The organism is Algoriphagus chordae (genome assembly GCF_003254055.1).
Lineage (GTDB): Bacteria > Bacteroidota > Bacteroidia > Cytophagales > Cyclobacteriaceae > Algoriphagus > Algoriphagus chordae.
Map to the genome: position 1 here is coordinate 151,704 of NZ_QKZT01000010.1, position 13,336 is coordinate 165,039.

Annotated in this window: 10 protein-coding genes; all 10 read right to left on the reverse strand. The window is 41.8% G+C overall.

Translation table 11 applies throughout. The features are described from left to right. Positions 1-233: 233 nt before the first annotated feature. The 10 genes from LV85_RS12635 to LV85_RS12680 all read right to left on the reverse strand — a co-directional run bounded on the left by LV85_RS12635 (position 234) and on the right by LV85_RS12680 (position 13,336). Positions 234-1,817 carry a sialate O-acetylesterase gene (locus LV85_RS12635; RefSeq protein ID WP_245942287.1) on the reverse strand — a complete coding sequence of 528 codons (1,584 nt, stop codon included), beginning with the start codon at positions 1,815-1,817 and terminating at the stop codon, positions 234-236. Positions 1,818-1,903: 86 nt separating this feature from the next. Beyond that, positions 1,904-3,583: a sulfatase gene (locus tag LV85_RS12640; RefSeq protein ID WP_245942288.1), complete on the reverse strand. Its 1,680-nt coding sequence runs from the start codon at positions 3,581-3,583 to the stop codon at positions 1,904-1,906. A gap of 34 nt (positions 3,584-3,617) precedes the next feature. Beyond that, entirely contained in the window at positions 3,618-5,243 is a 1,626-nt protein-coding gene (locus LV85_RS12645) for a sulfatase family protein (protein WP_211318407.1), read from the reverse strand. A 236-nt stretch (positions 5,244-5,479) separates the two neighbouring features. After that, positions 5,480-7,267 carry an arylsulfatase gene (locus LV85_RS12650; protein ID WP_111319948.1) on the reverse strand — a complete coding sequence of 596 codons (1,788 nt, stop codon included), beginning with the start codon at positions 7,265-7,267 and terminating at the stop codon, positions 5,480-5,482. A gap of 350 nt (positions 7,268-7,617) precedes the next feature. After that, on the reverse strand, positions 7,618-8,352 hold the full coding sequence (locus LV85_RS12655) for a hypothetical protein (protein WP_111319950.1): 735 nt from the start codon (positions 8,350-8,352) through the stop codon (positions 7,618-7,620). Between the two features lie 180 nt (positions 8,353-8,532). Continuing rightward, positions 8,533-9,522 (reverse strand): nucleoside hydrolase, encoded by a 990-nt coding sequence (locus LV85_RS12660; RefSeq protein WP_111319952.1) that lies wholly within the window; start codon positions 9,520-9,522, stop codon positions 8,533-8,535. Between the two features lie 179 nt (positions 9,523-9,701). After that, positions 9,702-10,499 carry an alpha/beta hydrolase gene (locus LV85_RS12665; RefSeq protein WP_111319954.1) on the reverse strand — a complete coding sequence of 266 codons (798 nt, stop codon included), beginning with the start codon at positions 10,497-10,499 and terminating at the stop codon, positions 9,702-9,704. A gap of 11 nt (positions 10,500-10,510) precedes the next feature. After that, the gene (locus LV85_RS12670) at positions 10,511-11,629 is read right to left on the reverse strand and encodes a Zn-dependent alcohol dehydrogenase (RefSeq protein WP_111319956.1); all 1,119 of its coding nucleotides are present in this window, start codon (positions 11,627-11,629) and stop codon (positions 10,511-10,513) included. A 145-nt stretch (positions 11,630-11,774) separates the two neighbouring features. Further along, positions 11,775-13,022, reverse strand: coding sequence for an NAD(P)/FAD-dependent oxidoreductase (locus LV85_RS12675; protein WP_245942289.1), 1,248 nt, complete (start codon positions 13,020-13,022; stop codon positions 11,775-11,777). Positions 13,023-13,027: 5 nt separating this feature from the next. Continuing rightward, positions 13,028-13,336 carry a 2Fe-2S iron-sulfur cluster-binding protein gene (locus tag LV85_RS12680; protein WP_111319960.1) on the reverse strand — a complete coding sequence of 103 codons (309 nt, stop codon included), beginning with the start codon at positions 13,334-13,336 and terminating at the stop codon, positions 13,028-13,030.

The window sequence follows — 13,336 nt, forward strand, 5'->3', positions numbered from 1 at the left end:
TAATTCTCACTTTACTGTACATATTGGATCCTACTCATCCTATTATTTTAATACTAATTCGTTTCAGTATATAATGAAACTATTCGTTGAGTCAATTTCCCAGTAAACCAAAAACTATTCCCCGAAAGTTACTCTTGCGAGTTTTCTAGGATTTTCATCTTCTGATAAAGCGTCCAAAAGTACAGGCAACTTTTCTTTTTAAACTAGCTTCAATCTTATAGACCTGCTCTATCCTAAGGTTCGAAGGTATCCGTTCTGAATGGGTAGGCTGGTAATTCTAATTCGTTGACCAAATTCACGGATGGCATGCCAGCAAATGCATAGCGTATGAACATAGGGGATGAAATATCCTCAGAACTTAGCACAACAGTCTCTCCTTCAAGTTTGGCTTCTGCCCTTTTCCATTCGCCTGACTTGTCTGCAAGCCAAAATCCCATTGGAGCTTTGCCATTAGATGTTTTCAAACCCTTTGCATTACTAAAGTGCACGATTAATTTTTTTCCTTTTACCTCCACATCCTGCAGCATTGGCCCCATTGCAACTCGATCTTGCCCTAAGGCAGTCACAGCTGCTAGCAAGGCCAAGCGCTGTCCCACTGGAAGTTTATCCGTAGGATGAATATTAGTCTTATCGCCTAGGTCTATGGTATTGGCAACAGCCGTCTTAGGCAAATCCAAGATCTGTAACTGTGACTCTCTCATCCAAGCCCAGGATTCTTCGGTCGGGTCTTCTGGATCAATTTCTGGAGTTTTCACCGTACCCTTTCCATAGCCAGGAAGCATCACCACAAGCAAATTCATTTCATCGTTTTGCCACTCCTTACGGTATCGCAGCATCCAGTCTTTGAGTATGCTTCCATACTCCTTCATTCCTGCTACCCGATGAAACCAATTTTCTTCAGTCACGGCTGGCACTCCTGACAAGTAGCGTGTATTCCGCTCGCCCTGATACCAAACCAAACCTCTGATTGCAAACGGGGCAAGTGGTTTGATCATGGCATTGTAAAGAATATTCGGCTGTCGTCTTAGGAAAATATCATCTTGATTTGACCACTTAGTTGGACTGGATAGTATTTGAGCGATCCTTTCCTGAGTAGCTTTGTCCGCATCAAATTCATCCATTATTTCTTTGAAATATGGAAGTTCGTCCCCCATATCCCGCGGCATCCAGGCCTCTATAGAAGAACTTCCCCAAGAAGAATGAATAATTCCCACAGGGATATCCGAAAGCTCTTCTAAGAAAAATGCAAAGCCAAAAGCCACAGCACTGGAAGGGGGTTTGGTACTCCATTCCCCGATAACATCTTCACTTTCATCAATAGAAACTGTACGCCCCACCTCAAAGCTTCTAATGTTTTCCATAAAAGGAATCAAGCCTTTGACCTCTGGAACAGCACCAGTAGAAAACTGCATATTGGACTGACCTGAGCAAATCCAGACCTCACCGACCAAAATATCTGAAAAGACTACTTTGGTTTTTCCTCTGATCAGCATTTCCCTGCCCTCCGTGGAGGTGGTCAATGGATCTAGTTTTACCATCCATTTACCAGTTTTATCAGCGATTGCTCCTTTGGTTTGTCCGGCAAAAGTGACTGTGATTTCTTCATTAGGCGAAGCCATACCCCAGACGGGCACAGCTTGTTCCCGCTGCAATACCATATGATCCGAAAAGATAGAAGCTGGTTTTAAGGCTTGTTGAGCAAAGGAAAAAGTAGTCGTGAAAACCAGTACGCTAAATACTAGTAATGCTTTCCTAAAACTGATTGACTTTCTTTGACCCAAAAAATCTGAAGATACACTGGTATTAACTGATCTCATTTCTGAGGCTAGCTTCGAATTCCCTTTGCTATTCATTCTTATTCAACTTGCTTTACAATTTTCCATAAATTCAAAAATACCGCGAATTAATCCCGGGTCACCATACTTCCCCACCATTTATTGTCGGGATCAAACTCATTTGATAACATTTCCATTCGTTGCTTTTCCAATGATGGCATTTTTTCAGTCAGCATTTTTCGAAGGAACTCTTTCTCCTTTTCCTCACTGTATTCCGGATCAGGACTAGGATATTTTGCTCCTACTTCCGTCAGATAATCAAATAATTCTTTATCCATTTCCCGCACTCTCTCAGGATATTCTGCTGCCAGATCTGTTGTTTCGCTTATATCTTCCGAGAAATTATACAATTCCTTTCTCCCATCTTCATAATAATGAATAAGCTTCCATTCAGCTCTTCGGATAATGGATGATGGCTCTCCTCCCTGATTACCGTAATGCGGAAAATGCCAAAATAGTGGACGCTCAGTTATCATTTCTCCCTTCATCAAAGGCAGAAGAGTAATACCATCGCTGTGCTCCTCAGGCAACAGCTCTCCTCCAGCCAAGTCCAGAAGTGTAGGATAAAAATCCATTCCAGATACAGGGAAATCGATTTGCTCGCCCGGTTTAGAAAGGCCTGGTATTTTAATAAAATATGGTTCTCTGATTCCACCTTCATACTGATACCCTTTACCCGCTCGAAGCGGCATGTTGCTCGTCGAGAAATTATCTCCAGCTGCCACTCCACCATTGTCTGAAGTAAAGACAACGATTGTGTTTTCATCAAGTCCCAAATCATCTAGGGCTATCAACACCTCACCTACTGCTTCATCCATTTGCTCTACCAAACCTGCATAGATAGGATTGTCCTGCACCTGGCGAATTGGCAGGTACTTGCCCATGCTATACCCCTGCTCAGCTATTCCGAGTTGGGTAGCTTTATCTCGGTATTTCTTCCATTTGTCCTGGCTGGTCTGAATCGGGGAATGCACAGCATAAAAGGACAAGAAGGCGAAGAAAGGTTTTCCAGTCTTCGCTGGGTTATTCTCCTTCATGAATTTCACCGTTTCATCTGCCAGCCGATGCGACAGATTTTCACCTGGAGTTCGATTCGGTAAGTTTGGATTGTTGTAAGGATCGAAATAACCGCCATTCGGTCCTCCTGAAGTCCAGCCACCTATATTTATATCAAAGCCATGATCTTCCGGCCAAGATCCCTTGTCCCCCAAATGCCATTTTCCCGCAAAAAAGGTTTTATAACCAACCTCCCGTAATGCTTCTGGCATAGTGATGTATTCGGCTGGCAAATTATGTGTGTAATCTGCGGGAAGGAGTTTGCTGAAGCGATTTCTGGATCGCCACTCTTCTCCTGAGGGAGAGCCAATGTGTACCGTAATATCATGTCTGGCAGGTGTCTTACCAGTCATAATGCTTGCCCGTGAAGGACTGCAAACAGGTGCTGCCGCATAGCCATTGGTAAAGACAGTTCCTTCTTGAGCTATCCTATCTATGTTAGGAGTTTCGTAAAATTTACTTCCAGTGTAGCTCAAGTCTGAATACCCCAGATCATCAACTAATATGAAAAGGATATTGGGTTTAGAACTTTTCTTTTCATCAGAATAGGACTTTAAAGACTCTTCGATCCGCTCAGTATCATTTTGTGTTGGCAACTTAGGCTCAGCATCAAAAGTTAGTTTTTCAGATTGGAAAAATAGTGCTACTGCAAAAATGGATAAAGAGCTTATTAGCCTATTCTGAATCATCATGTGTTTGTTTAGTAATTATTGAACTTCTTCAAAATCAGTCCAGACTCATCCAAGTTAACTGAGGCCAGTCCGACTTGACAAAATCCTGTGGAGCCCCAGGTGTAGAACGCCCATTGGAAATAATCTCTGTTATCTTGGAAGTAAGTTGCTTTACCAGCTCAGGATACTGATCAAAAAGATTTCTCGTCTCCCCTGGATCAGCTTCCATATTATAGAGCTCATAAATAGGTTCTCCAGGCTCTGTCTTTGCAAAAACAGGCTGCAATGATCCACCAGAACCTCTCAGCATATTCAACTTCCATTTCCCCTCTCGAATAGCAAAGTGACCTGTCACAGAATGATGAATAACCGCTCCTCTAAGCTCCAAATCAGCAGTTTCTCCCATCATCAACGGTAAAAGGTTATAACTGTCCTCGCCTGCATTTTCAGGAACTGTCGCTCCTACTATCGCTGCAATGGTTGCCAGATAGTCTGTTTGGCAAACTGCCACATCCACCTTACTTCCAGCCTTGATCTTAGCAGGCCAACGCATCAGAAATGGTACCCGATGTCCTCCTTCGTAAATGTCCCGTTTGCCCCCTTTGAAGTTAAGATTGCTGTAGTGGTCATACACTTTCTGATGGTAGGTATAATTGGTTTCTGCTCCATTGTCTGAAGAAAAAATCACTAAGGTGTTCTCCGCAATACCATTTGCATCCAAGGCATCTAGGATTTGCCCTACCCTATAATCCGTTTCTTGCATAAAATCCCCGTAGTTTCCACATTCACTGAGTCCTCTAAAATCTGGATGCGTGCTATGTGGCAAATGCGGACTAGTGAGCGGTAGGTATAGAAAAAATGGCTTTCCATGCTTTGCATCTACTGCAGCCTTATTGATGTAATCTACCGCATGAGAACTGAGGCTTTCCAGTACCAATTCATCATTAAAAGTTGGCGCTACCTCCACCCAGCCTCCTCCTTCACCTTTCTCAGACAAATAAGGAGGAGTCATCCTGTAATCATTTGGATTGACATTATCCCGAAAAGATCTGGGATCGGTGACTGCCTTTTTCTTTGTCCACAACACAGGTGGATCTAGTACCCGATCATTCTCCAAATAGGTTAAAACACCATAGTTCAAAGAAGCTGGTATTCCAAAGAAGTAATCGAAACCATGATCTATCGGACCGTCCTCAAAGGGAGCCGACCAGTCTCTGTCTTTACCTAAGCTCCCAACAAAGTCCATCTGCAAATGCCACTTGCCTATCATGGCGGTATTGTAGCCATTCTCCTGAAGTAGAGAAGCTATAGTCATTCTACCCTCTTCTATTAAACCTGGCCCATCTGCATTGAGTACTCCTTTTTTGAGATCCGTTCTCCAGCTATACCTTCCCGTGAGCAGAGAATATCTAGATGGCGTACAGACTGCATCACTGCTATGGCCATCAGTAAAAATCAGACCCTGATTTGCAATTTTATCCATATTCGGAGTCAGGAATTTTGCATCAGGATTCAAAGCCCCTACATCTCCATAACCTTGATCATCGGTATAAATGATGATGATATTAGGCTTTGAGACAGACTGCGAAAATCCCGGCTGCCAAAAAAGTAGAAGCCAAATTAAGGTAGTAAAAGCTATATACTTATTATCTGATTGAGACATCATTTTGTTGGTAATCACATTAAAGTAATATGTATATCCGAAATGACATCAATAGCCAAATAATTTAAACTTCACCTCGACATACATCGACAAGCTCAATACCGCCATCGGTGACTGGATTGAGTTTGTCTTAGAGGGATTATCATAAAAAGAATTGTTCCTATAAAGCTCCATTTAGTACACAAAGAATTATAGCACATAAGCCCTATTTGCCAATCCTTTCAGCAGCAATCCACTTTCTCTTTTCCAATGATTTATTTCAATTTTTCTATATAGACATAATAAGCTGGGTAAACTCGCTTGTCCGCATCTATAAGTTGGGCCTCCATATCATATTTGCCTGCAGATATCTTTCCGGTAAAAGTCACTTCTTCCTGACCTTCCACTATATCTTCTGATTTGGCCAGATTGGCAACATACAGATAGGCTTCCTTAAAGTCGTTCTTTACACTAGCAGGCTTGTCACTTTCTATCTCTATGGTTTTCTCCACTGAAGGGAAAGTAGCATTGATCGCTAAACCGCTTTCTCGAGGAAATCGCCGAAGTGTTATTGCATACTCCCCATCTTCTACAAATTCGATTTTCCAGCGACCAGTCACCTGAGCTGCAGTAATCACCCCATTCTGATGCCATGAACTTAGGTGCTTGCCTGTCAGTAAATCATGAGCAGAAATTCGGCTTGGGTTCTCTTTAGCAGAGCCAACTTTGATGTAGGCATAGCGCTCGTTTGGCCCCTCACTCATGATAGATTCCCACCATTTTTCATACCCAACAGCCAATTTCTCTGCCTCCAGTGGATGCTCTGCAATGACATTTTTGGATTGGATTTTGTCATTTTCCATATCATACAATTCTGTACCATTGACTAATCTCCAGCGATCATCCATCACTGAGTAATCCTTGTATTTATTCAGGTTTTGTAGTCGCTGTGTATCCACATATAGAATTCTATTTGGCCAAGGTGTATTTTGATTTGTAAGCAAAGGTTTCAGACTCGTTCCGTCTAGCGGTTTTACCGGATTGAAATCAAATCCAATTAAATCCACAAAGGTAGGTAACAAGTCATAATGTGCTACCAAGTTATCAATGTCCTTTCCTCCTGTCAACTGTCCATCAGGCCAGCGTATAAACAAAGGCACACGATGCCCTCCTTCATAGATACTCCCTTTTGCCCCTCTCAAACCACCATCAAAAACACTATTTCCTCCAGCTGTGCCATTATCCGTCGTAAAGATCAGGATGGTATTGTCGGTTAAATTCAGTTCATCCAACTTCTGCTGCAGTAACTTGAAGTTGTCGTCAATATTGGAGATCATACCATAAAAACGCTTGAAGCGATCAGGCAATTCTTCTTCACTTAGGTCTTTGTATAAATTGTAATATTCCTCAGGCACATTGAGCGGGCCATGGGGTGCATTGGTGGATATATAGGCAAAAAATGGTTTGTCCTTGTTTTCTTCAATAAAGTCCATCGCCTCCGAAAAGAACACATCAGTACAGTAACCTTCGTATTTTTCAAGCTCTCCATTGTGCCAATAGGTATCATCGAAATAATCGTTGTCCCAGTAATCAGGGCCTTGGGTGATTCCACCACCACCGTGTCGAACAACTTCATGAAAGCCTCTATCCTCAGGACGGAAAGGATAATTATCCCCCAAATGCCACTTGCCAAACATCCCGTTGGTGTAGCCATTTTGAGCAAAAATCTGCGGTAGAATCACCTCATCTTCAAACAATAAAGAACGTCCGCTGATCGTGTGAAATACATTAAGTCGGTTGGTATACCTACCGGTCATGATAGCACCTCTGGAAGGGGCACAAGTGGTAGACACATGGTAATTGGTAAACCTTATAGCATCCTCATGAAAAGCATCCAGATTGGGAGTTTTGATAATCTTATTACCCATTGCTCCCAAATCACCCATCCCCTGATCATCAGTAATCACAAAAATAACATTGGGCTTTTGTTGAGCCAAAACTTCAGTCTGAATCGTCATAGCCAATCCAATTAGAATGATTAGCGGTCTAAACAGTTTTTTCATTTGATCATATTCTGTGTGAATTAATAATGGCCGTCTTTTCAGGCCTCAATCGATTACTAATTACTAAGCTACCAAATGAGTATTAACAAAAAACAGAAAACTATATTTATATGCAAACAACTCCCCTTGAGAAATCTATTTAGGTCGCCTCATATTTGATTTAGAAAAAATTCGGTTTGTCTACAGGAAACCATTCCTTTTATATAGGATTTTCTTAAAAAATGGATTTGAAATCCTGTTTCTCACATTTGCACATGACTATTTCAGACTACCTAGATTAACTCCATTTGGAATCAATATTAAATCTTTGTCTGAAACAAAAATAGTATTAACATCACCGTTATTTTGCCTTAGTTCTTCCTGCAAATATTCTGCATAAGCTCCTCTATAGTTGGATTATAGCTATTTTGCCGAATTTCTACAGAAAATGTAACAGTATTGTTTCGCACGAAATTAGTCAGTGCACAAAAATCAACTAAGGAATCATTCGAATAAATTCTCACATCAGCAGAGTTCTTGAGCCCCTGCAAACCCTTCACGCTTGTCAGATTAATATTATTAGTGATTAAAAGTTGGTGGCATTCTTCCAAGTTTATCAAACCAGAGATACTGTTCAAGGAACGATTGTCAAAAATTGCTATTTGTTCACCCACGAGACGTAAGCTTGCTAGAGCATCAAAGGTTTCTAGTTTATCATTGTTTTCGATCCTTAAAGTTTTTTCTATTGAAATCAAATTCTCTAGGCCTTCCAAAGAAGCAAGTTGAATATTGTCCTCTATTTCCAAAAATTCAATTTCACTAATATGCTCCAACCCCTTCAGTGATTTCAAGCTTAGGTTATTACGAATAAAAATCCCATTGACTTTTTCCAGATTCTCCAAATATGCCAAATCTTCCACATCAGCTGTATAATTTATAATAAGATTGCCTCTTATCGTTTTGTAGGCCATAACCTCTGGATCTTGAAGATCAGAAAGGCTATTTATCTCCAAATCACCCTCTAAATAAGTAATCGGCTCATTTGAATCGTCTTTATTACAGGACAACATACAGATGGCAAGGACAAAATAAAGTAGTCTTTTCATTCAGTTTATGGCATTTGGATGGTGAATAAGAGCTCTGATTAAACAGCTCGGCGTAAGATTTCTTCCTTAACTGGAAATGCTAATCCAATATTATTAAAAAATAACTAATAGTCATTTCTATTTTGTCTAATTCCCTTGAATCACTGAGAAATAACAAGTCCAAGTTTCTAATTATGCTCCCTACTTCTTTTTCGGTTGATGCATCATCAGTTTATTGATTTCCTTTTCGATCTCCACCATGTTCTGTTTCCCTACCAACCGGAACTGGCCTTCACCAGCCTTATCCCAGGTATTGGATCCATCATCGGCTACGATCATTTTCCCTTGCTCCAGATAGAAGTACTTTTCATGACCTAGAGCAGCCACATAAACAGCCGTTTGATCCCAGCTCATACGGCCGTTCTTATCTTCATCGGCCATTGGGATTGCTATTGAGAATGCATCCTTGACAGGGCTATTCTTAATTTTCTTATTGGTGATCAAAGGTATTCCTGTATGAATCTGCTCTCCTATTTCAAAACCGCTATAAATAAGTGGCTTTGGCCAATTGGCGATAGCAAATTGAGAAGAAGGTGCATCTTGATTCACATTAAACTCTGATCCTTCAGGGAATTTCCCCGCCATACTTACGAGTTTCACGACTTTTTGCTTTACCAATTCCAATCCTGTCAGCGGAGAATATTCATCAGGAGCTGATTGAAGTAAGTTGGAAATATTCGTTAAAAAACCTACCGTAATGATCGTCACACTGCCGTCTTTCTGGTCAGCAAGCACTTTTCGATACAAAGCAACAGCATCAGGCGCATCCTTATTCTTTTGGATACGATGCGGGTACTTGGCTATAAGAGTATCAGTCCAGTGCTGCCAATCTTTCTGCTCAATTGCCTTAGCTTTTGGCACTCCAATAGGCACCTCTGGTCTTTCGAAGTAGGTGTTTAGCACGTTGAGTACGGCAGCTACTCCCTCGTACTTCGTGCTTGCGATTGTAGCTAAAATTTCTATTTCCCCCTGGTCTGCAAAAGAATGTAGCAAGGCTATAGCTCCGACATCATCGTAATCTGGCCCCATGTCTGTGTCAAAGATTACTTTGCTAGGCTGCTTGCTCTGCCCATAAGCGGAAAAAATCATAAATAAAAAGACAAGGAGTATAGGAATGGTTTTTAGGCTCATTTTAGATTTTGTTTATATAGCTATTCATGTGAATATAAGCATTTAGCCAAATCCCATTTACGAAAAAGATGAGGTGGGATTATTCTAGAAACTATCAGCTCAGTCGGATTTAATCAGGTACTATTTGAAATCTAATTGGAATGATTGAACTGACTAAATTTACTAACTGACTGGCATTTCTAGCTATTCTCATCAAAGAATTTAAGTGTGCTTTCCAGATGCTTTTGCCAGTATGCCCACTGATGCCCTCCATCAAATTCTTCATAGGAATGCTCCACTCCAAGTTCGGATAATTGCTCATGCAAAAGTCTATTCCCAGCAAGCAATTCATCTTCTTTTCCGCAATCAAAGCGAATGGCAGGTAGAGAATCTACATTTCTTTTGATCAAGTCTATTACATCATTTTCCGTATCTCGTAGCTTATAGGATTGGAGAAGTTCTTCCACAAATAAGGACATCTCCGAAAATTTGGTGATGGCACTATGCGCCGAGATAGCTTCAAATTTCTCAGGAAATTCTGCTCCTAGTTTCAAAGCGCCATATCCTCCCATGGAAAGCCCAGCTATACACAACTTTGATTTGTCGCTAGCTGAGGGAATATTCTCTCTCACTGCTTTTGGCACATCCGATACAATCCATTCAGCGAAATCTTGTTCTTCATGAGCAAGATATCCTGAACCATCTCCCCAAAGTCCGTCAGAAGGCATCGCTATAATGGCCGGTTTGATCTCTCCACTTTCCATTAGGCGCTTGGCGGTATTATGTGCTCCACCTTTCATAGCCCAAACCCATGCAGATCCATAGACTCCATGCAACAAAATGTAGATGGGAAGATCCGTTATATTGTCTATCACATTGGGCACATAGAGGCAGATATCTCCCCTACCTTTTAAATTTGGCGTCTTGACTGTCAAAAAACGAAGGCCTGAATGTTCAAACATCTCGTCCGATAATTCTATAGATCTAAAACTGCTCATAATTTATGGCTTTAGGGAAAAACGATTACTCCTTTGGCATTTACTCCAGCCAGCATATCATCAAACGCTTGTTGCAAATCATCCAAAGGATATTCCTTACTGATCATTTGATCTAATTTAAGCTGCCCATTTTTATACAATTGCATCAAAACAGGAAAGTCGATCTGAGGTCGGCACTTGCCATAGAGCGGATTGATATAAATTTTATCCCATTCAAAAAGCCTCATATCAATGGTAATCTCCTCTTCTATTCCACTCACCTGAACCGCCGTGCCTGCATTTCGGATCATGGCCAGAGGCGCAGCTCCCAAAGCAGGAATAGCTGTGCATTCAAAGGCATAATCAGCTCCTCTTCCACCTAATATCTCTTTGACTTTACCTGAAGCGATGATCAGTCCTACATCATCCTTTCCAGCCAAAATGACCTCAGTAGCTCCAAATATCTTTGCCATTTCCAATTTTGCTGGATTAATATCCACGGCGATAATCCTGCTTGCCCCGGCGATTTGGCAGGCATTGATTACATTCAAGCCAACTCCTCCACAGCCTAGGACTACCACAGAACTCCCAGCTTTGAGTTTGGCAGCATTTACCACAGACCCATAGCCAGTCATCACGCCACAGCTAATAATGCTGGCAGCAGAAAAATTCAGATTTGCCTCCTCTACTTTCACCACTGCAGACTCCTTCACCAAGGTATACTCACTTAAAGTACCCAAGTTGAAAGCTCGCTCTATAGGATTGCCCTCCCACTTGGTACTTCCTAAAGTGGCCTGACCAGGTGTATGTCCGTTTCCCCCGGCAACTACCGGAGAATTATTTTCGCAAATGTGCTGATTGCCTTCCTGACATTGAAAGCAATGCATGCATGGTGTAGCCCAATTCAGAATCACCTGATCACCGGGTTTTACGCTTGTCACCGTAGCTCCAACTTGCTCAACTACACCTGCTCCTTCATGCCCCATTACTATTGGTTTGCCCCAGCTTAGTGAGTCATAATCAGTATGGCAAAGTCCAGCAGCTTTCATTCTCACCAGTACTTCATCCGGTTCGGGATCAGAAATACTGACCTCACAAATGCTAAAAGTGCCATCTCCTTTGGCTACGGCTGATTTGGAAAGTTTTGACATAGTTTGTGTTTATTTTAAAACCACCGTGAACACTGTGGTCAAAAGGTTTTTTTACTTACTCCTTAAGTTTAAAGCTAAATAGAATATTAGCCTATCTAAGTTTGGGTAAGTTGAATTACTATTTATTTACCCTGATCCCGTAGTTCTATCTCCCAATAGATTTAAGTTCAATTTCAGGATTCTTCAGTTTTTCTTTGTCTAAAGGCTCTCCACTTTTGATGAATTTAGTACCCCAAACATAAGCTTTTGCTGAATTCACCGTGTCAACGGCCAGCAGCTCATTTCCCCGAAAGTACCAGTTGGAAAAAACCAGCTCTGATTCTTTTCGCAAAACTGCCTCATCATATCCAGCTGACAATCCAACTAGTTGCAGTTTTACTTCATATTGATCAGACCAAAACCAAGGAATGGCGTCATAGAAAACATCTTTACCACAGATTGCCCCAGCAGCGATTTTAGCCTGATCCACCGCATTCTGCACACATTCCAGTCTGAGATATCGCTTGTAATGAGGGTTGAAATGATCCGTACAATCACCGATCGCATAAATATTCGGATCGTTGGTACATGAAGTCTCATCAACTCGAATTCCATTTTCTATTTGTAATCCAGCAGCTGAGGCTAATTCTGAATTCACTTGAATACCTACCCCAAGTACCAGCATATCGGCAGGAAAGCTACTGCCATCCTCGCAAATTACCTGAACTTTCTCACCATCTTCTGCTATGGAAATCACCTGTTTATTGCAGTGGATGCTTACTCCATTTGCCGCATGAAGACTCTCAAAAAACGAAGACATCTCAGGCGCAGTAACACGTGCCAGCACTCTGCATTCCCGCTCCAGCACTGTGACTTTTGCTCCTAATTTCCTTAAGGAAGCAGCTGTCTCTAGCCCAATATACCCACCTCCGATGATGACTACTTCTTGACTTGGGATCTTAGAAATTTTAACCCGAATTCCGTTGACATCAGCGGCAGTTCGTAACGGATAAACATGTTTAGCTTCAGATAAACCCCTGATCGATGGGATCAACGCCCGAGCACCTGTGGCAAGAACCAGTTTATCGTAAGCTTGCCATGTACCAGTGTCCAACTGTACTTTTTGGGCTTTTCGATCTATTCTCAGCGCTCTGATTCCAAGGAGTAATTGTATGTTTTCCTTGCCATAGCTTTCAGGAGACTTCAGGAGATTTTGTCCCAATGCTTCTGAGCTATGGAGGTAAGTTTTGGAAAGAGGAGGACGATGATAAGGCAATTCTGAATCTGAGTCAATAATCAATATTTTCCCTTCCCAACCTTCTTTGCGCAACGCAAATGCACAATTCACCCCCCCATGACTAGCCCCGATTATCACACAGATCTGATTTTCCGCTAGGTTTTCTGACCGGCTCAAATCCCTCATTTGGCAACTCGCAAAACAACACCATCCAGCACCTCGCTAATCTGTAGTTGACAGGAAAGCCGACTGTACTGATCCGCATGATCATCCAATTCCAGCATATCCGTTTCGATTTCGCTCGCCTCACCGGTTTTTGTGACATCCTCAGGTGCCACGTGAACATGGCAAGTGGCACAGGAACACACACCTCCACAATCACCGTCGATCCCCTTTATTCCATTTTCCACGGCCAATGCCATCACAGAACCTGAAAACCCTTCCACAGTAATCCTTTGCTCATCGCTTGTTATAAAAGTAATCTTTGCCAT

Coding starts and splice junctions, on each gene's coding strand:
- LV85_RS12640 (WP_245942288.1), bottom strand. CDS start 3,583: ATGATGATTCAGAATAGGCTAATAAGCTCTTTATCCATTTTTGCAGTA.
- LV85_RS12670 (WP_111319956.1), bottom strand. CDS start 11,629: ATGTCAAAACTTTCCAAATCAGCCGTAGCCAAAGGAGATGGCACTTTT.
- LV85_RS12635 (WP_245942287.1), bottom strand. CDS start 1,817: ATGAGATCAGTTAATACCAGTGTATCTTCAGATTTTTTGGGTCAAAGA.
- LV85_RS12650 (WP_111319948.1), bottom strand. CDS start 7,267: ATGAAAAAACTGTTTAGACCGCTAATCATTCTAATTGGATTGGCTATG.
- LV85_RS12680 (WP_111319960.1), bottom strand. CDS start 13,336: ATGGCAAAGATTACTTTTATAACAAGCGATGAGCAAAGGATTACTGTG.
- LV85_RS12655 (WP_111319950.1), bottom strand. CDS start 8,352: ATGAAAAGACTACTTTATTTTGTCCTTGCCATCTGTATGTTGTCCTGT.
- LV85_RS12660 (WP_111319952.1), bottom strand. CDS start 9,522: ATGAGCCTAAAAACCATTCCTATACTCCTTGTCTTTTTATTTATGATT.
- LV85_RS12665 (WP_111319954.1), bottom strand. CDS start 10,499: ATGAGCAGTTTTAGATCTATAGAATTATCGGACGAGATGTTTGAACAT.